General features: G+C 40.0%; 20 protein-coding genes and 1 tRNA gene. 8 read left to right on the top strand and 13 right to left on the bottom strand.

Annotated elements, in window-relative coordinates; genetic code table 11:
- Nucleotides 1-9: 9 nt before the first annotated feature.
- Entirely contained in the window at nt 10-2,409 is a 2,400-nt protein-coding gene (locus tag O0V13_RS11695) for a TonB-dependent receptor domain-containing protein (RefSeq protein WP_268035142.1), read from the bottom strand.
- A 194-nt stretch (nt 2,410-2,603) separates the two neighbouring features.
- On the opposite strand from O0V13_RS11695, the gene O0V13_RS11690 reads away from it, so the two are divergent.
- On the top strand, nt 2,604-3,182 hold the full coding sequence (locus tag O0V13_RS11690) for a DsrE family protein (protein WP_268035141.1): 579 nt from the start codon (nt 2,604-2,606) through the stop codon (nt 3,180-3,182).
- A 53-nt stretch (nt 3,183-3,235) separates the two neighbouring features.
- Here O0V13_RS11690 and O0V13_RS11685 read toward each other — a convergent pair whose 3' ends face one another.
- From O0V13_RS11685 to O0V13_RS11675, 3 genes are all read right to left on the bottom strand, one after another.
- Nucleotides 3,236-6,163 carry a S9 family peptidase gene (locus tag O0V13_RS11685; RefSeq protein WP_268035140.1) on the bottom strand — a complete coding sequence of 976 codons (2,928 nt, stop codon included), beginning with the start codon at nt 6,161-6,163 and terminating at the stop codon, nt 3,236-3,238.
- A gap of 177 nt (nt 6,164-6,340) precedes the next feature.
- Complete coding sequence (locus tag O0V13_RS11680) at nt 6,341-8,041, bottom strand: amidohydrolase (protein WP_268035139.1); 1,701 nt, start codon at nt 8,039-8,041, stop codon at nt 6,341-6,343.
- A 64-nt stretch (nt 8,042-8,105) separates the two neighbouring features.
- A complete protein-coding gene (locus O0V13_RS11675; RefSeq protein WP_268035138.1) occupies nt 8,106-10,172 on the bottom strand; it encodes a T9SS type A sorting domain-containing protein in 2,067 nt (688 codons plus the stop codon).
- Between the two features lie 92 nt (nt 10,173-10,264).
- Here O0V13_RS11675 and O0V13_RS11670 point away from each other — a divergent pair, with 92 nt between their 5' ends.
- Nucleotides 10,265-11,560 carry a UDP-N-acetylmuramoyl-tripeptide--D-alanyl-D-alanine ligase gene (locus tag O0V13_RS11670; RefSeq protein WP_268035137.1) on the top strand — a complete coding sequence of 432 codons (1,296 nt, stop codon included), beginning with the start codon at nt 10,265-10,267 and terminating at the stop codon, nt 11,558-11,560.
- Between the two features lie 42 nt (nt 11,561-11,602).
- Nucleotides 11,603-12,280 carry a DUF2461 domain-containing protein gene (locus O0V13_RS11665; RefSeq protein ID WP_268035135.1) on the top strand — a complete coding sequence of 226 codons (678 nt, stop codon included), beginning with the start codon at nt 11,603-11,605 and terminating at the stop codon, nt 12,278-12,280.
- Here O0V13_RS11665 and O0V13_RS11660 read toward each other — a convergent pair.
- From O0V13_RS11660 to O0V13_RS11645, 4 genes are read right to left on the bottom strand one after another with little or no spacing between them, the layout of a single operon-like run.
- The gene (locus O0V13_RS11660; protein WP_268035134.1) at nt 12,277-13,098 is read right to left on the bottom strand and encodes an HAD family hydrolase; all 822 of its coding nucleotides are present in this window, start codon (nt 13,096-13,098) and stop codon (nt 12,277-12,279) included. The genes O0V13_RS11665 and O0V13_RS11660 overlap by 4 nt on opposite strands.
- A complete protein-coding gene (locus O0V13_RS11655) occupies nt 13,099-13,371 on the bottom strand; it encodes a hypothetical protein (RefSeq protein ID WP_073570980.1) in 273 nt (90 codons plus the stop codon). It lies immediately after the preceding gene.
- 11 nt (nt 13,372-13,382) lie between these two features.
- Entirely contained in the window at nt 13,383-13,802 is a 420-nt protein-coding gene (locus tag O0V13_RS11650) for a hypothetical protein (RefSeq protein ID WP_268035132.1), read from the bottom strand.
- A 50-nt stretch (nt 13,803-13,852) separates the two neighbouring features.
- A complete protein-coding gene (locus tag O0V13_RS11645; protein WP_268035131.1) occupies nt 13,853-14,272 on the bottom strand; it encodes a hypothetical protein in 420 nt (139 codons plus the stop codon).
- A gap of 328 nt (nt 14,273-14,600) precedes the next feature.
- Between O0V13_RS11645 and O0V13_RS11640 the strand changes: the two genes are divergently transcribed.
- The 4 genes from O0V13_RS11640 (at nt 14,601) to O0V13_RS11625 (ending at nt 21,461) form a co-directional block, all read left to right on the top strand.
- A complete protein-coding gene (locus O0V13_RS11640; protein ID WP_268035130.1) occupies nt 14,601-15,206 on the top strand; it encodes an RNA polymerase sigma factor in 606 nt (201 codons plus the stop codon).
- A gap of 138 nt (nt 15,207-15,344) precedes the next feature.
- Nucleotides 15,345-16,400, top strand: a complete 1,056-nt coding sequence (locus tag O0V13_RS11635) for a FecR family protein (RefSeq protein ID WP_268035129.1) — start codon at nt 15,345-15,347, stop codon at nt 16,398-16,400.
- Between the two features lie 154 nt (nt 16,401-16,554).
- Nucleotides 16,555-19,917, top strand: coding sequence for a SusC/RagA family TonB-linked outer membrane protein (locus O0V13_RS11630; protein WP_268035128.1), 3,363 nt, complete (start codon nt 16,555-16,557; stop codon nt 19,915-19,917).
- Nucleotides 19,918-19,928: 11 nt separating this feature from the next.
- On the top strand, nt 19,929-21,461 hold the full coding sequence (locus tag O0V13_RS11625) for a RagB/SusD family nutrient uptake outer membrane protein (RefSeq protein WP_268035127.1): 1,533 nt from the start codon (nt 19,929-19,931) through the stop codon (nt 21,459-21,461).
- 113 nt (nt 21,462-21,574) lie between these two features.
- Here the strand turns inward: O0V13_RS11625 and O0V13_RS11620 are convergent.
- The 3 genes from O0V13_RS11620 to O0V13_RS11610 all read right to left on the bottom strand — a co-directional run bounded on the left by O0V13_RS11620 (nt 21,575) and on the right by O0V13_RS11610 (nt 22,696).
- Nucleotides 21,575-21,651: transfer RNA gene (locus O0V13_RS11620), tRNA-Ala, on the bottom strand.
- A 128-nt stretch (nt 21,652-21,779) separates the two neighbouring features.
- Complete coding sequence (recR, locus tag O0V13_RS11615) at nt 21,780-22,400, bottom strand: recombination mediator RecR (protein WP_268035126.1); 621 nt, start codon at nt 22,398-22,400, stop codon at nt 21,780-21,782.
- 11 nt (nt 22,401-22,411) lie between these two features.
- Complete coding sequence (locus O0V13_RS11610) at nt 22,412-22,696, bottom strand: ATP-dependent Clp protease adaptor ClpS (protein ID WP_268035125.1); 285 nt, start codon at nt 22,694-22,696, stop codon at nt 22,412-22,414.
- Between the two features lie 61 nt (nt 22,697-22,757).
- Between O0V13_RS11610 and O0V13_RS11605 the strand changes: the two genes are divergently transcribed.
- Nucleotides 22,758-24,203 carry a sodium:solute symporter gene (locus O0V13_RS11605; protein ID WP_268035124.1) on the top strand — a complete coding sequence of 482 codons (1,446 nt, stop codon included), beginning with the start codon at nt 22,758-22,760 and terminating at the stop codon, nt 24,201-24,203.
- Here the strand turns inward: O0V13_RS11605 and O0V13_RS11600 are convergent.
- Together O0V13_RS11600 and O0V13_RS11595 are read right to left on the bottom strand one after the other, a co-directional pair.
- Nucleotides 24,200-24,538 carry an MGMT family protein gene (locus tag O0V13_RS11600; RefSeq protein ID WP_268035123.1) on the bottom strand — a complete coding sequence of 113 codons (339 nt, stop codon included), beginning with the start codon at nt 24,536-24,538 and terminating at the stop codon, nt 24,200-24,202. The genes O0V13_RS11605 and O0V13_RS11600 overlap by 4 nt on opposite strands.
- On the bottom strand, nt 24,519-25,412 hold the full coding sequence (locus tag O0V13_RS11595; RefSeq protein WP_268035122.1) for a mechanosensitive ion channel family protein: 894 nt from the start codon (nt 25,410-25,412) through the stop codon (nt 24,519-24,521). The genes O0V13_RS11600 and O0V13_RS11595 overlap by 20 nt, the downstream gene beginning before the upstream one ends.
- Nucleotides 25,413-25,443 lie beyond the last annotated feature (31 nt).

Genomic DNA, 25,443 nt, shown 5'->3' with positions numbered 1-25,443 from the left:
GTAAATGTTTTAAGGTTTCAGACGATAGCTGAAGGTTAAATTGATTTGACGACGGACGAATTGGGAATTGCCTTCCGTATAGAAATTGTATCCTTCTGTGATATATCGATTTCTTCTGGAGTTGAAAATATCGTTGGCGGTCAAAATCAATCGACCTCTGTCCTGCATGATTACTTTGCTTGCAGAAATGTCTAGGAAGAAAATTCCTTTTCGGATTCCCTGAGCAGTTTTTTGCTTGGCATCGTAGTTAGCTCTCAGCTGCAAATCCCATCCACCTTCAAGCGTAAAACGTGAAGTCTGTCTGGCTAAGAATGAAGTGGTTTTTGCTTTGTAATCAGTTTGAATATTGCTTCCATTGATGTCAGCGTGAAAGAAATTCAAGTTCAGGTCTAATTTCCACCAAGGCTTGGGTCTGTAATCCGCACTAAACTCCAATCCAAAAGACTGCTCTCCTGTCAAATTGTAAGGTAGAGTCACAGATTTCCCTTCTTCATCGACAGTTCGGATTCTCTCGATTTTATCAGTGGTATTTCTAAAGTAAGCTGTTGAGAAGAGGGTTCCTTTTTCGAAATACTTGATATGACCTAATTCAAATGCATCTGTGTATTCAGGATTCAAATCTGGGTTTCCACTGAAGAAATTACGTTGGTCTGAAAAGGTCACATAAGGACTCAAGTCATTGTAAACAGGTCTTCGTACTCTCCTTGAATAGCTCAGCTGAAAGGCATTTTCCTCGCTGATATTATAGGTCATATGAGCACTAGGGAAAAGATTGGTGTATTTTCTTGGGTTTTTCTCATTGGTTTCCTCCAAAATCGTCTCCACATCGGTGTGCTCCGCTCTTAATCCTGCCTGATAACTCCAGTTTCCAGTTTTATTCCCCACAATCCCATAGGCAGCAAGAATGTTTTCATTGTAAAGGAAAATATTATCCAAACCAGGAAGCGGTTCAAATTCACCACTTTCATTTTCTTGGGAAACGATAAAGTCATTTTTCATTTCCCGGAAACTTGTTCTTAGACCAGTTTCAAATTTCCCCTCTTTGGCAAAAGGCTTGACATAGTCCAACTGAAGCAAGTATTGATTTTCGTACTCGTCATTCAATGAAGTTTGGACCGAAGATCCTCCCGCAACAGGTTCTCCACTTGGATTAAAACTGTATTCGGTGAATAACTGATCAGAATTTTCCCAATAATTCAAATAAGTAAATGCAGCAGTTAATTCATGGCCTTTTTCGGCAAATGTTCTTTTGTAGGTGGCTGCAATTTCTGAATTGGGTTCTTTCTCCTTTTCATCTTGTTTTCTCAATGAATATCCCAAGAAATTGTCAAGACTGTTTAGGTAGTCTTCATAGCGGATATTGGTGATTCTTCTTCCATTGGTTCTTCTCCAGAGATAAGAAAGTGTCAGGATGCTTTGTTCATTGAAATAGTAATCCAGACCTCCACGGATGTTGTTATTCCAGCCTCGAAGTTCGCCTTCGTTATTCTGTTTAAGGATCATGGTGTTTCCATCCTCGTAGACTTCTTGATAGATCTCGTTGACATTTGGCTGATACCTTCTGGCAAATCCATAATTGATAAACCAATTGATTCTCTTGTGGCGATAATTCAGATTTGCTGAAAATCCCAGATTCAAAGGAGTACCCCCAATGACCTCAAAGGAGCCATTAAATCCTTGTTGATTGTCTTTTTTGAGAATGATATTGATCACACCTGCCATGCCTTCCGCTTCGTATCGGGCAGAAGGATTGGTGATGACTTCCACTCGCTCCACCATATTTGCCTGAAGCTGGCGAAGTCCTGAGCTTCCTTTGAAGCTAACTAATCCTGACGGCTTTCCGTCAATCAAAATCCTCACATTGCTAGATCCTCGAAGCCTCACATTTCCTTCTGGATCCACAGCGACTGAAGGAAGGTTCATCAATATATCCGTTGCGGTTCCACCCGCGTTAGCCAAGTCTTTTCCGACATTGAAAATTCTTTTGTCCAGAGATAGCTCCATCAAGGTTTTTTCTCCCTGAACAACTACCTCATCCAGATTTTCAGCGCTGGTTTCCAACTGGATATTTCCCAAATCTATTCGATTGGATTCTCTGGAAAAAGTAAGAGTTTCAGTTTTGAAAGGATCAAAGCCCATAAACTCAATCAAGGCATAATATTCCCCAAAAGGAACATCAATGGAGAATTTTCCACTTTCTTCAGAGATTCCTCCTGCGACTAGGCTGTCAGATTGGGTATACAGCGCTACGCTAGCAAACCCTAATGGATTTCCTGAAGTTTTTTCTTGAATACTTCCAACAAGCTTCGCTTTGTTTTGCTGGGAAAAGGAAGGGATAGAAATGCACAAAATTGTTGTGAAAAGCAGGCAAAATTTTCCCAAAGATTGATTGGTAAAAGTGTACTTCATAGATTGAATAGGCTTGTTCTGGGTTTTATTCCCAAATCTAAAACTTGCTGATGAGGGAATAGCTAGAAAGATATTTCGAAAAAATCTAATAATCAGGTAAATAATGACTAAAGGAGGGAAATCCCTGACGAATTGCGTGATATGATTTTCAAAAATTACTAGCTAACTTATTCGCTTGCTTTAATTTGACTTCTATGAAAAAGTTTATCCCTTTACTCATTTTATTGGTTTTAGGATTTTCATTTCAATCTTTTTCTCAAGATGAAATCCCTGCTTATATCAAAGAAAAAATTACCTATCCAGTATTAGGTTTTCATCCTTATGTAGGAGTGATGCCAGTGGAGGAGCCTGCACTTCCCTATAATCCGGAATTAGACTACAAGGTAGTTTTAGATCTATATGGAGGTATCAAAGACTCAACTGCAATCCATCCTTCCATATTGGAAGTGGCAAGAACCTATAATTTGGGTATTGCCAATGGAGTACCGAAAGAAAAGCTTCATTTGGCAGCAGTGGTTCATGGTGGATTGGTGAATGCTATCCTTTCTGATATTGAATATGAGAAGAAATTTAGCATCAAAAATCCCAACCTGTTAGCTATTGAAGAATTAGAAAAAGTAGGGGTTCAATTCTACGTTTGTGGTCAAAGTATGGCCTTTTTACAAATTGGGAAAGAGAAATTAACTCCGCTAGTTCATCCAGCTATTTCAGCGAAATACTCCTTTGTGACCTTGGGGCAAATGGGGTATGTTTATCTCAATGTGAGCGAATAACAAAAAATCCCCGACGCAAACCGGGGATTTTCAAATTTCAAACTTCAGCTTTCTTAAAAAGCTCTTTCTTTCAAGTGCTCATCTAAATCAATCTTGTCGATTCCTTTTTCCAGCCACTCAGGAGCTTCTTTTCCTTTCAGATGATGCTCGAAGAATTCCATCATTCTTACACTGTAGTCTTTTCTATTTTCCAATTTGCTCAATCCATGGTTTTCGCCTTTGTACTGAACCAAAACCACTGGCTTCTTTAATCTTCTTAATGCAGAATAATATTCGATCCCTTGAGTGAAATCCACGGCTCCGTCTTTGTCATTATGCAACATTAGAAGTGGAGTTTTTACATTTTTCACATGGTAAACCGGGCTGTTTCTTTCGTAAGAATCCCAGTTTTCCCAAGGTCCTCCAGTGAATCTTCCTTGAGAAGCTTCAAAGATGGACATGTTTCCTCCTCCAGAATTCCAGTAAATCAAGTCATACATAGAGATCATGTTGGTCAAAGGCGCTCCAGCTGCCGCAGCCTTGAACATGTCAGTCTGGGTGATCAGGAATGCAGTTTGATAACCACCCCAAGAGTGACCATGGATGCCGATGTTGTTTTCATCGATCACGCCGGTTTTGATTGCTTCTTTTACGGCAGGGATTACACACCAAACAGCCGACATCCCAGGATCATCCATGGTATAAACGATATCCGGAATGAATACTGCAAAACCATTGGAAGTATATACGTTTGGATTCCAGCCTGTTCCGCTATACCCAGGATTGTACCAGTTGTGACGGGTTTGGGACAGCTTCTCATAGTAATAAACAACGGTTGGGTATTTTTTACCTTCCTGATAGCCTGCCGGTAGGAATAAAGTCCCCTGCAATTTCACCCCTTTGTCTGAGGTATAGTCCACCAATCTTGTTCCTGCTGACCAAGCGTATTTGTCAGCGTCAGGAGTGGCATCAGTTACTTGAGTTGGGTTGGAAAGAGATGCGTTCGTCAAATACATTTCCGGAGCCTTATTGAATGTGCCTTGGGAGAAATAGTAGGTGTCTGCATTTTTTGCTTTACCCAGGCTGCTCACGTAAGCATCTTCCCAAAGCAAAACTTCCACACCCGGAGTCAATCCTCCTTTTTTGGCAGGAGAAATCTTTGCAATACCACTTTTCTTGTTCCATTCACCGTAGGTTCTGATGTAGGCAGGCTTGCTCAAATCAAGCCCTTTTTCTTCTGGGTCCAATCCAAATCTATATTGATAACGGATCTGGTCAGTTTTGCCATTTAATGTCAAGTTGGTAGCTTTCTCTTTTGTGCTTCCAACGGGCACTTGCCAAATATCCCAACCGTCTCTCAAAAGGACATATTTGCTATCCGAGCTCCATCCCAATGGGCTGTTCATTGGTTTGACCACATTATGATCATCTTCTGTATTGACGAAAGTGGTGGGAATGTTTTCAGTGATATTAGTGCTTTGACCAGTAGCGATGTCATAGATGTAGAAATGACCATCGTTTCCATAAATCAACTTGGTGCCATCCGGAGATTCACGAGGATAGGAAGCGAATCCAGGCATATAGAACTTCTTGAAAAGTTCTTTTTTCTCTCCAGTTTTCAAATTGACAATGTAAAAGTCCCTATAGCTTTGGCCATCTAGGTTGATGTCCAATTCATAGGCAGAAATATCAGAGCCCAATGCATAAAGCTCTTTGTCCAAAATGTTCAACTCTAGCATGCTGCTATCCTGCAACTGGGTATGCTTTTTAGAAGCAACATCATACATGGAGTAGAAACTGAAGTTTTTGTCTCTGTTTTCCATTATTTGCTGACGGGATTGAAGTCTTGCATCATTCCAGTGCCAAATGGTCATTTCAGGCTTATCAGCATCATTCTCTTTTTTGCCCTTGGTTTTGCCGCTGTCCAATTTCGAGATAGCTTTTTGTAAATCTGAAATGGACTTGATTGTCGTGTCAGCCATGATTTTCTTCATAGCCGCAGATTCTGCTTGCGCAACTGAATCTTTATCAACCTCTTTCTTAGGCTCTTCTTTTTTAGCTAATTCTAAAGGATGAATGCCATAAAATAATCTGGTCAAATCCTCAGACCATTCGGGTCTTCTGTTCCCAGAAATGGTATAAGCTTGATCAAAATTCACAGAATCCTTTGCAGGATCATAAATAGTGACGGAAGGAGCTGCAAGATTTTTAACACCGATCACCTGACCTTTGTCTTGCTTATACTTCTTGTCCTTGACCATTTTCAATGCGGAAAGTGCATCACCCTTTTCGGTCCATCCGATTGACTTATAGGATGCCTTATCCGAATCCAAAATTTGGATACTGTTTGCTGCAACATTCATTAAATAAAGGCCATTTCCGGATTGGTTTGCCGCATCGACAGTATATGCGAGGTAATTACCCGCTTTATTAAAACTGAAATCGGAAACATTCCCGATGTTTTGTGCTTTCTCTGAACCTAAATGGTAAATCAATAGATCTGAACCTTTGGCATCACCATTTCCTTCTTTAGAGAGGTTGATGGCAAGGACGGAGGAACCGTCTCTGTTGAAGGAGTAGTTGTTTACATTTTCAAACTCCTTCTTGTCATCAGATCCCAATTTGATCAGGATGGCTTTGTTTTTAAGAGGCTTACCTTTGCTTTTTTGATTGGCTTTTTTCTCAGAAAAAGTCGGGTATTCAGTGTAGATAAAATACTTGCCGTCTTCACTGAATTGCATAGAAGGGTAGCTCGTAGAACCAATTTTCAGGGTTTGTTTGGTGGAATCTACTCCGACTTTCTGAAGAATAATTTCTCCATCTCCTTCCAATTCTACCAAGCCGTAGGCAACCCATTGGCCATCATTCGAAATTTGAAAAGCCGGCCCTGGCATGTACTTCCAGTTCGGGATATCCTTCCACGTAATGGGCTTGACTTCTTGGGCATGGATAGAAATGGCCAGAAGAAAAAATACCCCAAAGAGCGATAAAATTTTTCTCATAAGATTTGGATTTATTTTGAAAGACTGAAAATAGGAAAAAATTAGGAAGGGGGAAGTCAAATATATGCTGTTGGCTTAAAGGTTAGTTTAAGTGTGAAAAAAAGCCCTTCCGAATTTTTAAATCCAGAAGGGCCACTGATTTTTTAGATATCTTACTTAAGCTTTCAGCTTTTTGTCCTATCTGCTGAACACCGTCTTTCCACCAACTACTGTTCTCACCACTTTAGTATCCAAAATTTGTTCTTCAGGGATTTCCATGATGTTTTGGTCATAAATCGTAAAATCAGCCGCTTTTCCTACTTCAATGGATCCTTTGAAATCCTCTTCGAACTCGGCGAAAGCTCCATCCAAAGTATAGGATTTCAAGGCTTCCTCACGAGTCATTTTTTGACTGGCTTCATAGCCCCCTTCAGGAGTGCCAGCCAATGTTTTTCTAGTCACAGAAGCATAAAAAGATGGAATCGGATCCACTGGCTCTACAGGGGCGTCAGTACCGTTGGTAACCACTGCGCCACTTTTCATCAACTTTTGCCACACGTAAGCGCCGTCAACGATTCTTTTCTCTCCTAATCTGTCGATGGCCCAAGGTCTGTCAGAGCTCAAGTGAATAGCTTGCATAGCGGCAATTACACCCATTTCTCCAAATCTTGGAATGTCCTCTAGGTCGATATGCTGTGCATGTTCGATTCTGAATCTATGATCTTTGATCTCTGGATTTTTTGCAAAAGCAGCTTCATATCGATCCAAGACTTCCTGATTCGCACGGTCTCCGATGGCATGGGAACAAACCTGAAAACCCAGAGGCAATGCCTTTTCGGAAACTTCAGTTACTACTGACATCGGCAGTGTTTCATGGCCTCTATGTCCAGCTCTGTCGGAATAATCCTCCAATAACCAAGCACCTCGATTTCCCAAAGCTCCATCACAGTTTAATTTGATCGAACGAACTGTCAATAGATGGTCCTGATCAATCATAGGGCCTTTTTTGTACCATTCTTCCAAAAGTTCAGGCTGGCGACCCGTAAGCATGATGTACATTCTGGATGTCAATTTTCCATCTTTTTTGAATTGGTCAACTAAGTCAATTACATCTTGACCCGAACCTGCATCATGAAAAGAAGTAATGCCTTTTTCTGCCAATTCCTGTAAAGCCAATGTCAATGCTTCAGCAGCTCTTTCAGGAGTTTCATTCGGGATCAATCTGGCTACCAATCCAGAGGCTCTTTCGGATAATATCCCCGTAGGGTTTCCTAATTCATCCATAATGATTTCTCCACCTTCTACCTCTATGGGTCTTTCACCCTTCAGATTAGCAATACCTGCCAATTCCAAAGCTTTTCCATTGACAAAAGAAGCATGTCCGGAAGCATGGCTTAGGTAAACCGGGTTGTCTGGAGAAACTTTATTCAGTTCTTCATTGGTTTGAAAACCTTTTACAGTTTTTTCAGGCATTTTAGCCCATTTGTCCTGATGCCAGCCTCTTCCTACTATCCAGTCTCCGGGCTTGGATTTGGCGACTGCCTCTGCTACTTTTTCTACCAATTCATCATAGGTTTTCACATACATTAGATCCAGCTCCAGTTTATTGTATCCGATTCCCATCAAATGTGCGTGTGATTCAATGAGCCCGGGGGTCATGGTTTTTCCGGCTAAGTCAATTACTTCTGTGTCATTCCCGACAAAGGCATTTATCTCATCACTTGTCCCTACAGCTTGGATCAAACCGTCCTTGACAGCAACTGCTTCAACTTTTGGATTTCGAGAATCAACCGTGTAGATAGTTCCATTAATAAAGACCGAATCGGCAGGATTGTCAGGTTGGGAGGAACAGGAGAAAAGAAAAACTCCAAGGATTCCTAAGAGAAATAGATGTTTCATGGGGATAAATATTCTGTATCGAAAGCTACGAGTTTACAGAATGCCTACAAAACCAATCTTGTAATTAGCGGATCCAGACTTTTTTGGCGATGCGGGAGCCATTTGAGGTCTCCAATTGAAATATGTAAAGCCCAGGAGTCAGGATTCCAGATTGGATTTCAGTTTCTTGTCCAGCTGTTATAGAGATTTTATCCAAAAGAATCTGTCCCAAAGAGGTAATTAGTCTACCAGTTCCGCTTTGATTTGAGATAATCTTAATTGGACCGTCACTTGGATTCGGAAAAACGATTAATTGACTCTCTTCTGAAGGAGAAGTAGGCGAGGAAACTCCAGTCAAGAAAAGCAAGCCTCCAGCACGAGTGCCCAAAATCAAATCGTGGTCATTTCCCAAAACAGGAGAGATAACTGCAATCCAAGTATTTCTTCCCAGTCTGGTAGAAAAGTTTTTATCTCCGACTTCTATTTGGACTTCCTCTCGTTGGGTGTTTTCCATAAAGTTTTCGATGAAAACAAGAATTCCTCTTTGGTCTATTGCATAGAGGTTTGGACTTTCCCCTTCGACCACCGCAATGCTGAGGTTTCGGTTAGAAGGATTGTCTGAGAAATCCAGAAAATCTTCTTCCATTAGGTTTGCTGCTAAAATTGAAAAATCCATTTTGTACAGGTCCAAAGCTCCATTTTGGCCTGCTACAAGCATATACTGCTGGTCTTGGTAATTAAAAAATTGGATATAATCTCCTCGCGCAGCATTGTAACCGACAATGTCTCTTTCCTGCCATTTTCCCTCAACTTGATAGAAGAAAACTTGTTTGGGAATAGCTTGTTCCCATCTTTGGCCTGTTAGGATTGGGTAGGGATTTCCTAGATTGTCCAGTGGCTCCAAATACTGAATGTCCCAAAGTCCTAAACTTCGTATTTCCTGATTTCTGTTTAACAGGTTGAATTGGTTGTTTGAAAATGTAAACTCAGCAATTTCACCTAATGCACTTTCCTGGCGAGTTACATTGGAAGTCACAAAAAGGTATCCTCCGTTTTTATTCCCACTGAAGAATGGCTTGGAATTTTCTCCCAAATCCAAAGTCTGATTTTGCAAAATCGGCTCTATGCCTCCTTCAAATGTGAAAACAGAATTTTCATAATCTATTCCATAAGTTTGAGCCGCTTCATTGGAATTGAGAGAAATAATAAATTGATCATCAACCCAATTCGGATTGTGGAAAATGGGAAAAGTAGGAAGGTCTCCTAAGCCTGGGATTTCATGGGAAAAGCTGGTGAATAATGGGGAGGTTTCCGTTCCTTCATTGGGTAAAAAATACAAAATATCACACTCATCTCTTCCCAATACCAAATCTGAAATTCCATCGCCTGTAAAGTCCCGGTATAAAATAGAATGTCCTCCGGCATGCTGGATTCGGCTATTTTCATTTTCTAGAACTCTTAAATCTTGGCCTGAACATGATTTTCCAAAAAGGACATTTTCGCAACCGCAGAATGTGAAATTTCCCCAAAATGGAACTGCTGATTCGAAACCATCTATATCAGGTGTTCCATTTCTTTCTACAGAGGTGTTTTTGTAATACTCCAAATAATCGCCCGCAGCAAAGTTGAAAATTACCAAGTCCAGATCTCCATCTCCATCCAGGTCCCGAATTAGCGGCGTGTCTAGATTATTTGCCTGAATATTAGATCCACTTTCCAGAGGAAGGAAGTTTCTAGCCAACTCCCATGAGATTAAATTGCCTGTAGAAGTGTTTTTATAAACTTTGATCCCCAAAGCAGTGGAGGTAAACAAATCTTTTCTTCCATCACCATCATAATCAGCCAATGCCATAAAACCGCTGATATCATCCGGAAAAAAATAGGCCCATTCTGGCCTGGCCGACCATTCATTTCCTTCTTTTTCGAAGATCGTAAGCTGTCGAGAATTGATGTCCCAAACTACCCAATCTTCCTGTCCATCACCATTCAAATCTATCGTTTGGATCTGGGCCGAATTGATCCCTCCAGAAAAGGGGGAGGAAAGTGTTTCACCATTAACTTGAATCGAAGGATGCGAATCGAGGGTAAAAGTCTTTTGAGAAAAAGCTACCGAAGTGACAAAAAGAAAAATACCTACTAGAAATAATCGCATGGGCAAGGTTGGTTCCGAATTCTAAAATTAATACGGAATCATCAGTCCAAAGATGTGATCATTCGTTTATTTTGGGGTAAAATTGATTTTAGATGAATATCGCAATATTATATCAACTCTTTTTGAAAAGTACCGGAGTCAGCACCGATACACGAAAAATTGAACCGGGAAACATTTTTTTCGCCTTGAAAGGGCCCAATTTTAATGCAAATGAGTTTGCTCCAAAGGCTTTGGAAATGGGAGCTTCGGCAGTAGTGATTGATGAAATTGCCTATTTTGAAGAAGATGATGAGCGATATTTTATCTGCGAAGATGCCTTGACCTGTTTGCAAAAGTTGGCTAACTACCATCGACATCAATTGGATATTCCTGTGATCGGGCTAACAGGAAGTAACGGGAAGACTACATCTAAAGAATTACTTCATGCGGTTTTGAAAACGACATTCAAAACTTCTGCCACGCGAGGTAATCTGAACAATCATATCGGGGTGCCTTTGACTTTGTTGGAAATACCCAAAGATGCTGAGATTGCCATCGTGGAAATGGGGGCAAACAAGCCTGGAGATATTCAGGAGCTTTGTGAAATAGCTGAACCGACCCATGGCTTTATTACCAATATCGGAAGGGCACATCTCGAAGGAATGGGCGGACCTGAAGGTGTTCTGAAAACCAAAACAGAGCTTTATCAGCATTTGAGAGCTAATAAGGGAACGGTATTTATCAATTCTCAAGATCCGATTTTAGCAAATATGATCAAGAGATTTGAGGATCCTATTTTGTACCCAGCCAAAGGAGATTTTTGTGAAGTCAGTTTTATTGAAGCCAATCCATTTGTGAAATTTTCTGTTGAGCAAGTTGAGGGTGAGCATCTGACTTCTTTGATTGGAGCTTATAATTTCGGAAACATTGCAAACGCCCTGACTATTGGGAAGTTCTTCGGTGTTCCGATGAAAAAAGCGGTAAAAGCCGTGGTAGAATACAAACCTTCCAATATGCGGTCTCAGTTAATCGAGAAACGTAGCAATTTGATCATTTTGGATGCTTACAATGCCAATCCCTCCAGCATGGAGGTGGCGATTAGGACTATTGGTCAGATGACCGGCAAAAAGCATAAAATGATCATTTTGGGAGACATGTTTGAGTTGGGTGACCATGCCGAAGCTGAGCATAGAAAGCTGGGTGAAATAGTCAGTGAATACCCAATTGACAAAGTTTGCTTTACTGGGAAGCTGGTTGTGTCAGCTTTGGAAAAGGCTCCGAAGGCACTTTATTTTCCAGATCCTTTTTCATTCAGAAACTGGCTTCAGGATAGTCAGTTGGAAGATTATCTGATTCTGATTAAAGGTAGCCGGGGAATGAAGCTTGAATCCTTGATAGACTTTATTTAAACTATTCAGAAAAATCCTGAGTTACCAGTAGAAAATAAATCCATGAGATCTTATCTGAAATTTTTATCCCAATTAGCCGAAAACAATTCAAAAGAATGGATGGATGCCAACAAGAAATGGTATCAGGAAACGAGAGGAGAATTTTTGAAAGATGTGGAGGTTTTTTTGAAACAGCTTTCGGAATTGGAACCCGAATTTTCGACTTTCAAGCCCAAAGAATGTGTATTTCGACAAAATCGAGATATTCGTTTTTCTGCCAATAAGAACCCTTATAAATTGAATTTTGGAGCTTATTTTTCCCCAGGAGGGAAAAAGTCAGACGGGCCAGGGTATTACGTTCAGGTTCAGCCAGGAAATTCATTTTTCGGAGGAGGTATTTGGATGCCACCTTCTGATGTTTTGAAGAAAATCAGAAAGGAGATTGATTATTCAGGTGCTGAATTAGAAAAAATTGAGTCCGAGACTGAATTCAAAAAGCTATTTGGAGAAATCAGTGGGGAAAAGCTCAAAACTAGTCCCCGTGATTATGATGCGGATCATCCATATATCGAATACCTGAAATTAAAGAGTTTTACAGTGACCAGACCGATTTCTGATAAGGATGTGGATTCGGGAAATTATATCAATTTGGCCATGGAAGGCTTCATAAAAATGAAGCCCTTCAATGACTTTTTAGCTCAGGCAATTGAAGATGTCGAAGGAGGAGGAGATATACTTTAAACCTCCGGGACAATCATCAATCGCTCCAATGCAATAGCTACACCATCCTCTTTATTTTCCAAGGTAATCTCCTTTGCTACGGATTTGACTTCGGGTCTGGCATTGGCAACCGCTACTCCCCAGCCAACGGATTGGATCAGGTCGATATCGTTGTAGTTATCACCAAAAGCGATGACATCTTCCATTCCAAAAGTGTATAGCTTATTCAAGACTAATTCAAGAGCAGTTGCTTTGGAGATCTTTTTCGGAGCAATCTCGATATAGGTGTCTTTGGATCGGTACAAATGAATTTGATCGCTGTAGGCCAAATGTAATTCTCCAAAAAGCCAGCTGATTTCATTGCTGTCACCCATCACCATGACCTTGTGAGCACCGGAATTGCTTTCCTTCCATAGCTCCAAAGTAACCTTATGGTTTTGCCAAGTAGGCTCAACTTTCGTGTTTTTGATTTCTCGCTTGGACCAATAATCTTCTTTTTCCTCATACCAATTTTCACCTTGATATAAGCTGACATGAATCTCTGTTTTCTGAGTCAGTTCAATAATCTTTGAAACCAAATCCAATGGAATTTCCACAGAGTCCAACACTTTTCCATGCTGGTCAATGACAAAGCCTCCATTGTAAGCAATCAAAGGTTCCAATGGTCTTTTTAGATCCTGAAGCAAGTGTCTCATGGCATCAGGCATTCTCGAGCTGGCCAAGATGACAGGGAAATCCTCAGGTAGGGTATAGACTAGATTTTTGAGCTTTTCGGAAAGGTCTCTTTCAGAGTTTAATAGGGTTCCGTCAATGTCGGAACAGATAGCTTTGTATTTCATTTAATCGATTTGTGACCAGTCAATTTCATCGGCGAAGTTAGCAAATACTCCAAAACCAATGATTGCGACAAAAATCATAGCAATCGCAAAACCAATGAGCCAGGAGATCAATTCTGCTTTTGCCCAATTTGCTTTGTTTTCCTCCGTGTTGTTGTCCACTGCCCAAACGATGAGCATGATGAACCCAATGAGTGGGATTTTGGAGATAATGACATTGATGACCCAATCGCCTAGAGATAAGGGTGGCTTTTTAAATTCTTCAGGGATATTCATGGCTGCTGGTGTTAAGATGAAAGCAAATCTTCAACCTGAAACTCGTATTCCTGCATCGCAAAGTTGTCCGGGTTTTGAGGGTCAGACTGAATAAATTGTACTGTAATTTGCTGATAATCTGAGGCATTTTCAAAGTCTCTGACATAAATTTCGGCACATTTTCTAGCTAGTACTTCAGGTTGATTACCTAGGACCAAAGGGTCTCCATTTTGGAGTTTGAGAAAAATTGTAGCTGATTCCGAATCCTCGGTAGAGGATTTATTTAAATTGACGCTGACATTTTGAAATCCTCCTAGAGCTCTGATTTCATCTGAAGGTAAAAAGCCTTCACCCATCATGGACTCCATTCCTTTCATAGCCAAGGATGCGATTTTTTCGGGATTACAAGAACAAGAGAAGAAAACTGCTCCTACGAGGAAACTTAAAAACATTGATTTGAATAGCCGGTTGATCATTGCCGAATCTTTTCAGCAAGATACGATTAGTCCACAGTCTTTTCAACTAACAAGCTTAACAGCAAATCCTCCTCCCGGTATTTTTTAGTGGTATTGGGATAGGGAATAACATCTACCAGGGAGATTGAATAGCCATTGAAATCCACTTGACTGGGCACTCCCTCAAATTGCGGGAATGAACTCAATAAAAAGCTTTCTTCATCGCCATTTACTTTAACTAGTATTTCTACTTCAACTAATCCCTGCCAAACACAGGTTACATTTTCCGGGCATCGGGAGTCTTGGGTGATATCCAAAAATGAAATGGAAATCAGCTCGGTACAATGAGAGATTGTCTCGTGAATTGGGATTTCGAATGGCTCACTAAATACAAATGTTGTGCAGGGTTCTTCGTCTTTGCAGGAGAAGAATGGGATGATAAAAATCAAAAAAAGAATTTTTTTCATTTAATGTTCAGATAGTGAATTGCTTGAAAGACGAAGGGTTTAGCTAGACTGATACATCCCTTGTGTTTTTTCTAAAATTAGGTCAATTGGCTTAATAGTAAGGGTTCAAAAGGGTTTTACATCAAAATTTTAAGAGTATTATGAGCTGAAACAATTAAGATTAGTTGTGTTTAAAATGATTAAAAGGGAAAAAACTGGACTTTGAATTGGATTAGAAATGTTGTTTTATTGTTGGCGAAATTTAGAAAGCTTAAAGATTTGGAAGGTTGCATTTCTCAGAGTTGATCTTTCTTTCGCCAATTAATAATAATCCCAAATTTTTGATTTAGTGAAACAGAAAAAGCATATAGAGGAATTTGAATGGCCTGAGAACCCAAAAGAAAGCGGGTTTCAGGGGCAAAGCGACTCTACTGTTTGGGATTCCTTTAGGTCTGGAAATGAATCTGCTTTTATTTTTATCTACGAGGCATACTTTGATTCTTTGTTTGAATTTGGTAGGATGTTTTGTTCCAATGAGAATTTAGTGAAAGATGCAGTCCAAGATCTATTTATCGACCTAAGAAAGAGCCGAGAGAATTTGAGTACAACCAATAATATCAAATTTTATCTTTTCAAATCTCTCAAGAGAAGGGTAGTCAAAGATCAAAAGTCCTGGTATTATAAACTTTTGGAGTTAAATGATGATTACTCCTTTAGCGTTTCCTTAAGCCATGAACAGTTTTTGGTCGATAGGCAGCTGAATGAGGAGCAAATAAATAACCTCAACAAGGCGGTCCAGCAGCTATCCACCCGTAAAAAGGAAGTCATCTATTATTTTTATTACGAATGTCTATCCTATGAAGAGATTCGTCAATTGATGGGCTTGTCCAATGTGAAATCAGTCCGAAACTTACTCTACAAGGCATTGGATTTTCTAAAATCCGAAATTTCCTGAATATAAATCAGCTTATTCAATTCATTGATTCTCTTAATGTTTTGAGGGGTTTTGAGATTTTTTTTTAAAAACAGAAAAAATAATGATGTCATTTAGATGCATTCTTCCTTATATCCATAGAAGATTGTGTTTTTGTAAATGGACGACATCAAAGAACTTTTAGCCAATACCGAGTTTGTTAGATGGGTGAAAAACCCAGATCCTGAGCTCGATACCTATTGGTCAAAATGGATGGAGGCAAATCCTTCCAGAATAAAATCCCTGAAAATGGCTCGTGAAGTAGTTTTGGGATTTCAATTTGAGACAAAATCTGCCAAATCAGAATTTAAGGATGAAGTGCTGAGAGAGATTTTGAGTCATCCTCATGAAAATTTAAGTGAAGCGGAATTCTCTATTTCTAATAAAGGCAAAGTAGCTCGAAAATCTATTTGGCTTAGATCCCAGCAGGGCTATCGTGTTGCTGCAATTATTTTGTTGGTATTGACTTTTTCCTGGATTTATAGCTTAACAGTTCCCAATGTAGAACCTATACGTGAGGAGGTTCAAATTGCAAATATTACCAAGTCAACTCGTGAAGGAGAAAGGTTGAATTTCAGACTTCCTGATGGCTCTACTGTTTGGCTCAATAGCAATAGTACATTGAGTTTCCCTGAAAATTTCACGAAGGAAGAAAGAGCCGTTTCTTTAGAAGGAGAAGCATTTTTTGAGGTTTCCCATAATCCAGAAAAGCCTTTCCGTGTCACTTCTTCCAATCTAGTCACTACCGCTCTCGGTACTTCATTTAACATCACCACACATGAAGCTGAAAAAGTGAAAGTTGCCTTGCTTACGGGAAAGGTCAAGATTGAAAACCTCCTTGATGAAAACCAGGAATATTTAATTCCGGGACAGCAGCTCTCTTATTCTTTGGATGAAAATAAAAGCATCATTGGTGGATTCGATCCTACCAAAGTGATAGGCTGGAAAGATGGAGTGCTAGCCTTTGATCATGATGGATTTCAAAATGTCGTTCAGGCTTTGGAAAAGTGGTTTGGGGTGAAGATTTCTGTTCAGGGTAATCCTGCCCGGAAGTGGGACGTTTCTATCAATTTTGATAATGCAAGTTTGGAGCAGGTTCTGTTTAGACTGTCCTACATAGAAGATTTTGAGTTCGATATAAAAGGAAAAAATGTAACAATAAACCTAAATGACTAATGAGCAATCTTAATCCAAATACCTCCTAATAAAAAAGACCTACCGGAAAGCCGATAGGTCATGTCTGATACATAGCAACGGTGCTGCATTGGGGAATGGACACCAGCTAGCTATCAGACGCATTAAATTATTTATAATCTAACAACTCAAATTTATGAATTTAAAACTACAAAAGACAATATACATGTTGTCCAGATACTTCCTCTATGGGTTTGTAGTTCAGTTGGTGTTTTTGAATTTGGCTTTGGCTACTAATGTCAGCGCTCAATATAAAAGCATCGATGAAGTCAAGTTGACAATACCCAATAAGACCCTAAGCATTACAGAGTTTATCCAATTCGTAGAATCAAATACTGATTTTCGATTTGGGTTTGATAAGAAAGATTTTGAGATGAATACGCAACTTCATTTCAATCGGAACTCTGATTCGGTAGAAGGATTTTTACGCCAGGTTGCTGAGCAAACGTCCGTTTCTTTTCGTCAGGTGAATAATGGAATTGATGTTAAAAAAGATGCTCGAATAAAAGTCGAGTCAGTTCCCATTTATGAAAAGAAAGTTTCTGGTCGAATAACTGATGAAACAGGCGAGTCTATCCCTGGGGCGACAGTTTTGGTCAAAGGAACTACCCAGGGGACGGTGACTGATCAAGATGGCCGCTTTTCAATGGAGGTTCCTGATGACGCAATATTAGTTGTGTCATTTATTGGATATGATACCCAACAAATTGAAGTTGGAAATCAAACTGATTTTCAAATAACGCTATTGGAGGATGCTTCTCAGTTAGATGAAGTCGTGGTAGTAGGATACGGTACTCAAAAGAAAGCGAATTTAACAGGTTCAGTTGCTTCCGTAGGAGGAGAGGTGTTGAACAAACGTAAAATCGCTAATTCTTCTTCTATGCTTCAGGGGGTTTTGCCTGGTCTTCAGGTGGTCCAGAATTCAGGGGCTCCAAGCGGTAACAATGTCTCTTTACTGGTAAGGGGATTTGGTACATTCAGTGGAGCAGGAGTGAGCCCGTTAGTGGTAATTGATGGGATTCCGGGAAGCCTTTCGGGAATCAATCCAAATGATATTGAAACGGTTACATTGCTGAAAGATGCAGCTTCTGCGGCAATTTACGGTTCTAGAGCAGCCAATGGAGTGATTTTGGTAACTACCAAACAAGGTAAAGAAGGGAAAATGACTTTAACCTACGATATGAACATTGGTAGTCATACTCCTACTGCTATTCCTGACTTGATCACCAATTCTGCAGAATATATGGAGCTTTATAATGAAGCAGCTTTGAATTCATCCGGAGCTTCCCCGATATATACTTCAGATGAGATCAACGCCTATCGAAATTCTACTGATGAGTCAGCCTATCCTAATTTTGATTGGGTGGACTTTATGGTTAATCCTGCCACTGTTCAAAATCACCATTTGAGTCTCAATGGGGGCAATGAGAAGAGTACATATAACATCGGATTGGGATATATTGACCAGCCAGGTACAATTGACCCATATCATTACAAAAAATATAACTTGAGAATTAATGTGGCGGCACAAGCTACAGAACGAATCAAGTTGGGAGTCAATACCAGTATTGGATATGACGTCACTGACGATATCTATGGAGACATGTATAGCATGATCATGGCGTCGGGTCCCACCTATGCGCCCACCCTTCCTGATGGGAGATATGCGAGAAATGCTTACGAAAAAGAGGTCAATGGAAATCGTTTCATGACAAATCCTTATGCTATGTCACGTGAATCATTAAGACGTACTAAAGGCCTTCAGTTGCAAACGAATGCATTTATGGATGTAAATATTTTGAAGGGTTTGACTTGGAGAGTGAAAGGAGGCTTTAATGTGAATAATTCCAAAACAAAAACTTTCGATGGTGAATTTGAAGCATACAACTACCACTCTGGAAAATTGTCGAAGATCGAAAACACCAACTCTTTGGATATTAAAACCTTCAATGATTTGTATCCAGTCTTGTATTCTCATCTGACATACGATAAAAGCATCGGGAAGCATGATTTCAAAGTAGTAGGTGGATACCAAATGGAATCGTATAAGTATGAGACTTTAGGTCTCGGTAGAAAATCCTATTTCATCAATACAGCACAGGAAATCGATGCAGGTCCTGCTGCAACCCAATACACATCAGGTAACTCCGAAGAATGGTCCATGTTGTCCTATTTCGGTCGTATCAACTACGCGTTCAACGAAAAGTACCTGGTAGAAGCTAATCTTAGAGCTGACGGGTCTTCCAGATTTTCAGAAGGTAACAAATGGGGGTATTTCCCATCTTTCTCTCTGGGATGGAGAATGAGTGAAGAAGGCTTTATGCAGGATGTTTCTTGGGTTTCAGACTTGAAACTTCGTGGTTCTCATGGGGTTTTGGGTAACCAGGATATTGGATATTATCCTTATCAAAATGTCTTGAGCATTGGAGCAAATGGCTCTTTCCCTTACGGTGTTTACCCAATAGATGGGAGTATCGTGACGGCAGTTTCTCCATCTTCATTGGTTAATAAAGATATCAAGTGGGAAACCACCTCAGTTACCAATGTTGGTTTTGACATGGGATTGTTCAATGACAAATTGATTTTGAATTTTGACTGGTTCAATAAGGTCACAGACAACATTCTAAGAAGAGCACAAATTCCTGCCTATTTGGGTCTAAATGCTCCGATTATAAATGATGGAACCCTGAAAAACACCGGTTTTGAAATTGCTGCAAATTACAGAAATCAAGTGGGTGACTTGTTCTATACCATAGGTGGTAATGTTCAGACTTTCAAAAACAAATTGGTGAAATTCGGAGAAAGCGAAATCAATAACTTGACGATCAATGAAGAAGGGTATCCTTACAATGACTGGTACATGTGGGAGTGGGATGGCATCTTCCAAAGTGAAGAAGAAGTTCAGAATTCAGCTACCCAATCTCCGGAGCCACAGCCTGGGGACTTGAAATACAAAGATCAGAATGGAGATGGTGTTATCGATCAAAATGATAGGATTCATATCTCCGGTGCATTCCCTAAATTCACCTATACATTCAATTTTTCGGTTGAGTGGAAAAACTTTGATTTAGGAGCTAGGTTCTATGGGTCTCAAGGCGGTAAGAAATTCTTGAATTATCAGGGAGCATCACCATTCTACAAAGGTACCCCTCCTTCAACTGACTGGAGAAATCGTTGGACTCCTGAAAATCCTACCAATGAGATGCCTCGGATTTATGCCGGAGAAGATCATTCTCAGATTTTTAATTCCATGTCTACCTATTACCTGAAGGATGTTTCTTACTTAAGATTACAAAATTTACAGATCGGTTATACATTCCCTCAAACTGTGCTGGATCATGTTGGATTGAGCAATTTGAGAGTCTATTATTCCGGAGACAATATCCTGACATTCAGCAAATTGGATGGGTATGATCCTGAGCGGGTTGCCAACATTGGTACTTTGGCTAATTATCCTCAAAACAAGATTCATTCAATGGGTATTACTGTAAACTTTTAAATGAACATCAGATGAAATTTAATATAAAAAGTACAGCTATTTGCTTGGGGATGACTGCTATTTTAGGTCTCAATTCATGTAGCGATTTTCTAGATAAAAATCCCCTTTCTGCCGTTTCTACAGAGACTTTTTGGAGAAATGAAAATGATGCAACCAATGCATTGGCAGGGGTTTATCAGACTTTGGTGACGAGTCATTGGATTATTGGGTTTGGTGGTTTGCGTACGCAAATCGATGGGCTCAGTGATGATGGATATGGTAATGCGAGTTGGCCGGACCTCTTCAATGTGCCTCAATCAGGTGATGTGACTTCTACCACTGGTGGTGTAGTACGAAATTATTACACGATTCCTTACAAAGGGATTGCAGCTTGTAATGATTTCTTGAGAAATGTAGACAGGATTGAAGATTTTGACGAAGCAAAGAAAAAGCAATACATCGCTGAGGTGAAGTTTATCAGAGCTTGGCATTATTCAACTCTGCTTCAGATGTTTGGTGGTATGATTATTCTTCCTGAAGATATTACATTGGAAGAAGCCTTGCTGCCAAGAAGTTCAGAGGCTGAAACAGTGGATTATATTTTGAATGATCTGGATTATGCAATAGCTAATCTTGATGCAAAAGCTTATGAAGGAAGAGCTGTCAAAGGATCTGCTCAAGGTCTCAAAATGCGTGTTTTGCTTTATAACGAAAGATGGAGTGAAGCGGCTGCCATTGGTAAAGAAATCATGAGTTCTGGTGCATTTGGTCTGAGTGACAACTGGGCAGGTATGTTTGATGGAACTGATCAAGCGGGTAATCCAGAGATTATGTTTTCAATCGTCTATGAAGCTCCTACGATGCGTCATGAATACGATAGAATGTATGGAGATTGGGGTTCCTGTGCACCTTTGATGGATTTGGTTAATGAGTTTGAGTGCCTGGACGGAAAGAGCATTTCAGAATCTCCAATGTATGACCCTGAGAGCCCTTATTTAAACAGAGATCCTAGAATGGAACTGACAGTAGTCCATGTAGGTGAGAATAGGCCGTATTATAATATCCCTTTAGAAGCAGGAGAAAAGCCTACAGATCACTTGTGGCAAAAGGGATTGTACCTAAATCAATCGCCTCCGTCTGGAGCTACAAATAGTGATCAGGATATTATTTTGATCCGATATGCAGATATCTTATTGATGTATGCTGAAGCAGTGAATGAATCAAGCGGTCCTAGCCAGGAAATCATTGATGCGATCAATATGGTTCGTCAGAGACCTGGAATCGAAATGCCTGCCATCGACAATACTTTTGATCAAGCTGGACTTCGAGAGCAAATCAGACACGAAAGAAGAGTTGAATTAGCCGGAGAGGGTCTTCGATTCTTTGATATTAAGAGATGGAATATTGCTCATGAAGTCGTTCCGGAGCAGTTAGTCCCAGGTTCGATCACAGAGGCAACTCCAAATGGAGTCCATAGAGTATTTGCTGAAAAGCAATATTTATGGCCTATTCCACAAAGTGAAATAGATCAGAATCCTTTGCTTGAGCAAAACCCAGGTTATTAAAAAAGTATTTGGTTTAATTTTTACACCCCTTGGAGAATGTTCTTCAAGGGGTGTTTTTTTAAAGAGTTTAAGTTTTTGAAAACAAAAAAAGCCTCACAGAAATGTGAGGCTTTTGGTGGAGGATAACGGAGTCGAACCGATGACCTCTACACTGCCAGTGTAGCGCTCTAGCCAGCTGAGCTAATCCCCCAAATTATAGATTCGCTAAATTTTGTAGCGCTTTAGCCCCCATGGTCCCGATAATCGAGGATCGGGGTGAGCTAATCCCCCATAAGGTGTGCAAATATAGGATGTGGATTTAAATCGGCAAATAAAAAATCAATCCGTATTGTAATTTATTCGGGTCATGATGCTCCTGCCCAATGTTACTTCATCTGTAAACTCCAATTCTCCTCCAACGGGGATTCCCCTGGCAATAGTACTGACGGATACTCCCTTTTCTTTCAGCTTTTTGGCTAAATAAAATGAGGTCGTATCACCTTCCATTGTAGCACTTAATGCTAGGATTATTTCCTTTACCGGTTCTGAATCTCTATTCTTTTCAATTCTTTCAAGCAGTGAGCCGATCTTCAATTCCTCTGGTCCGATGCCTTGAATTGGAGAAATTACTCCTCCAAGCACATGGTATTTTCCTAAATACTGATTGGTGTTTTCGATAGCCAATACGTCTCTCATATCCTCTACCACACAAATAATGGAGGAGTCTCGCCTATGACTTTTACAAATGCTGCATTCATCATCGTCGGCAATATTGTGACAGGTTTTGCAATATTTGATCTCGGAACGCATCCTGGACAAGGCCAAGGTCAAAGCTTCAGTATGGGCTTCGTTTTGTTTGAGAAGGTGTAGGGCTAGTCTAAGTGCTGTTTTTTTACCGATACCAGGAAGTCTGGAGATTTCGGTTACGGCATCTTCGATCAGTTTGGAAGGAAAATTCACTTAAGGGGATGTTAAACGATGGTAGCTTGAATTCCTGCATCTAATATAGCTTCACACATGGGTTTTAGCTCTTCTTGGCTGCCTTTTTTTACAGCGCATTTTCCCTTATAGTGAATGATCAGCGTACATTGTTCAGCTTGTTCTCGGGTATGCTTACAGACCTTGACCAAGATATTGGCTACATGGTCAAATGTGTTGATGTCATCATTGAATACGATCAGATCATGAGACTCTAGATCCAGCAATTCCTCTAGGGCGATTTCTTCTTCTTCTATCTGAGGGAATGGTGTGCTCATTTCAATCATTTTGCAAAATTAAGAATATTGAACAATTTTGGCGACTCACCATACTTTGATTATGAATCCGCAACTTGTCCTGTTCGTTATCTCCTGTTATTTTTTGTTGCTCTTTCTGATTTCTTGGTTTACATCAAGGAAAGTAACCGCAGATACTTTTTTTACCGGAGACAGACAGTCTCCTTGGTTTTTGGTTGCCTTTGGAATGATAGGCGCCTCCCTTTCCGGAGTTACCTTCATTTCAGTTCCAGGTGAAGTAGGTAATACCAACTTCTATTACTTCCAAGTTGTTTTGGGTTATACACTGGGCTATTTTACAATTGCCAAAGTTTTGCTGCCGCTTTATTACAAACTCAATCTGATTTCGATCTATTCTTATTTGGAGGATCGATTCGGATTTTGGTCCTATAAAACAGGCGCATTCTTTTTTATCCTTTCGAGGACATTAGGTTCCTCCCTAAGAGTCTTTCTTGTTGCCTCAGTTCTTCAACTGATTTTGTTTGACTCTTTGGGGATTCCATTTTGGGTTTCAGTATTGATCACAGTGGGATTGATTTGGCTCTATACCCACCGAGGAGGAATCAAAACAGTCGTATGGACTGATACGTTGCAAACGTTCTTTATGCTACTAGCTGTCGTTGTGAGCATCAAGTTAGTAGGTGATGAGTTAGATTTCAACGGGATTGGAGATTATTTCACAGCTGTTGCTGATGATAGCCGTTCCAAAATCTTCAATTGGGATTGGAAAGCAGGTACCAATTTCTTTAAGCAATTTATCTCCGGAGCATTTATCACAATAGTGATGACTGGGCTAGATCAGGATATGATGCAGAAAAACCTGACATGTAAGAACATCGGAGAAGCTCAGAAAAACATGTTCTGGTTTACCACTATTTTGGTGATTGTCAATTTGATGTTTTTGGGCCTTGGAGTGATGTTGTATCTGTATGCTGAAACCAAAGGAATTAGCATCCCTGCAAAAACTGACGAATTATTCCCGATGCTGGCGACTGAGCATTTCTCTGCCTTCGCAGGGATTATTTTCGTACTTGGGATTACAGCTGCTGCTTATTCCAGTGCTGACTCTACTTTGACTGCATTGACAACTTCATTTTGTATAGACTTTCTGGAAATTGAAAGAAAATATCCAGCTGAAAAGCGAGTTCCAATCCGCAAAAAAGTCCATTTGGCTTTCACTGCCATCATGTTTTTTGCCATCTTGATTTTCCATTGGATCAATGATCAAAGTGTGATCAATTCTGTATTTATCATTGCGGGATATACTTATGGTCCCTTACTTGGACTGTATGCCTTTGGCTTGTTTACCAAAATGAAGGTTCAGGATAAATTCGTTCCTTATATTGCTATAGCAGCACCATTGATAACCTTTGCTATCGCTACTAATTCCGAAAAATTGCTTTGGGGATACAAGTTTGGCTTTGAAGCTTTGATCCTGAATGGATTGTTGATGTTTTTGGGCCTTTATCTTTTCAGGAAAAAGGATTAAAGGCTCAGTTCCTTTTCGGGATCCCAAAACAGGTTTTCGAAATCCTGTACTTTATCTTTTACCACTTTGACGCCTTCGGCTTCAAGTAATTCTTGCATTTTAGTTGGAGTTTCAAAGTGGTTTTTTCCGGTCAAAAGCCCTTGGCGATTTACAACTCTATGAGCTGGTACATCTGGTAGTGTATGAGCTGCATTCATAGCGTAACCTACCATCCTAGCTCCACTTTTTAGTCCCAGGTAATTTGCGATTGTGCCATAGGAGCAGACTCTTCCAGAAGGGATTTCTTTGACTACCTGATAGACGAGATCGAAGTAATTAGGCTTTTCTGTGTTCATTGGTCCAATTTAAAAATGCTTGATTTATCGTTTTTCTGACTTGGGCTTCAATCAATTTTTCACCTGACTTGATCGGAAATTGATATCTGATCAACACATTTTCAGATTTTCTTTCCAAAACATTTAGCTGGGCTCCTTCTAGGAAAACGTATTCTTTATAATCTTCCAGAACTTGCCCGAGACTTTGTTCAAGATGGTTTAGCTGAAGATCTGTAGAGTAAGCCATTTCCGCATCAAAAACTACCTGATGGGTATTATTTTTCGAATAATTGACGACATCTGTCGCAAAAACCATTGCGTTTGGGATGATAATGATTTCACCGGTTTCGCTTTTCAAAACAGTATTGATCAAAGTGATGTCTCTGATAAAACCCGTGTGTCTTCCGATATTGATTTTGTCCCCGATTTCCAATTGTTCTGAAAACATAATGATCAGACCGTTTACTATGCTGGTGATGTAATCCTTTGTCAAAAGGGCAATCGCAGCCGCGACAATGGTGATGGAGGTAAGGAATTCAAGAGGTTTTATTCCAAAAGCCAGCATCAGAGAGATCAAAAGTGCCAGCGCATTTAAGATCACCGAAATCCTTCCAATCCCCACCACGAAATTGGGCAAGACCTTCGTTTCAGCTGTTTTTTGAAGATAAAATCGAAGGGTAATTATTCGCCCTAAAGAGATAATCAGATTGGCACTAATCAAAAAGATGAGTGCTCGGATGATGTTTTTAAGAACTAGGTTGTCTTCTAAAATAGGTTTTAGAAAGGTGTCAGCTTCTGAAAAATATTCGAGTAAAATCAAGAGAATGAGCTTGATGGCAAAGTTCAATCTTCGTTTGTTCTCTTTGGTACGAATGCTCGTTTTTAACTGATTCATGAGGTTATCGGAAAATAAAGGGTAATTTTAG

Origin of the sequence: Algoriphagus sp. PAP.12 (assembly GCF_026652115.1) — a bacterium.
Lineage (GTDB): Bacteria > Bacteroidota > Bacteroidia > Cytophagales > Cyclobacteriaceae > Algoriphagus.
The sequence above is the reverse complement of the archived record's forward strand: the minus strand, read 5'-3'. Positions and strand labels throughout refer to the sequence as shown.

Bases quoted from the DNA above. Each gene is read 5' to 3' on its own strand.
- O0V13_RS11695 (WP_268035142.1), bottom strand. From the start codon at position 2,409: ATGAAGTACACTTTTACCAATCAATCTTTGGGAAAATTTTGCCTGCTT.
- O0V13_RS11690 (WP_268035141.1), top strand. From the start codon at position 2,604: ATGAAAAAGTTTATCCCTTTACTCATTTTATTGGTTTTAGGATTTTCA.
- O0V13_RS11685 (WP_268035140.1), bottom strand. From the start codon at position 6,163: ATGAGAAAAATTTTATCGCTCTTTGGGGTATTTTTTCTTCTGGCCATT.
- O0V13_RS11680 (WP_268035139.1), bottom strand. From the start codon at position 8,041: ATGAAACATCTATTTCTCTTAGGAATCCTTGGAGTTTTTCTTTTCTCC.
- O0V13_RS11675 (WP_268035138.1), bottom strand. From the start codon at position 10,172: ATGCGATTATTTCTAGTAGGTATTTTTCTTTTTGTCACTTCGGTAGCT.
- O0V13_RS11670 (WP_268035137.1), top strand. From the start codon at position 10,265: ATGAATATCGCAATATTATATCAACTCTTTTTGAAAAGTACCGGAGTC.
- O0V13_RS11665 (WP_268035135.1), top strand. From the start codon at position 11,603: ATGAGATCTTATCTGAAATTTTTATCCCAATTAGCCGAAAACAATTCA.
- O0V13_RS11660 (WP_268035134.1), bottom strand. From the start codon at position 13,098: ATGAAATACAAAGCTATCTGTTCCGACATTGACGGAACCCTATTAAAC.
- O0V13_RS11655 (WP_073570980.1), bottom strand. From the start codon at position 13,371: ATGAATATCCCTGAAGAATTTAAAAAGCCACCCTTATCTCTAGGCGAT.
- O0V13_RS11650 (WP_268035132.1), bottom strand. From the start codon at position 13,802: ATGTTTTTAAGTTTCCTCGTAGGAGCAGTTTTCTTCTCTTGTTCTTGT.
- O0V13_RS11645 (WP_268035131.1), bottom strand. From the start codon at position 14,272: ATGAAAAAAATTCTTTTTTTGATTTTTATCATCCCATTCTTCTCCTGC.
- O0V13_RS11635 (WP_268035129.1), top strand. From the start codon at position 15,345: ATGGACGACATCAAAGAACTTTTAGCCAATACCGAGTTTGTTAGATGG.
- O0V13_RS11630 (WP_268035128.1), top strand. From the start codon at position 16,555: ATGAATTTAAAACTACAAAAGACAATATACATGTTGTCCAGATACTTC.
- O0V13_RS11625 (WP_268035127.1), top strand. From the start codon at position 19,929: ATGAAATTTAATATAAAAAGTACAGCTATTTGCTTGGGGATGACTGCT.
- O0V13_RS11610 (WP_268035125.1), bottom strand. From the start codon at position 22,696: ATGAGCACACCATTCCCTCAGATAGAAGAAGAAGAAATCGCCCTAGAG.
- O0V13_RS11605 (WP_268035124.1), top strand. From the start codon at position 22,758: ATGAATCCGCAACTTGTCCTGTTCGTTATCTCCTGTTATTTTTTGTTG.
- O0V13_RS11600 (WP_268035123.1), bottom strand. From the start codon at position 24,538: ATGAACACAGAAAAGCCTAATTACTTCGATCTCGTCTATCAGGTAGTC.
- O0V13_RS11595 (WP_268035122.1), bottom strand. From the start codon at position 25,412: ATGAATCAGTTAAAAACGAGCATTCGTACCAAAGAGAACAAACGAAGA.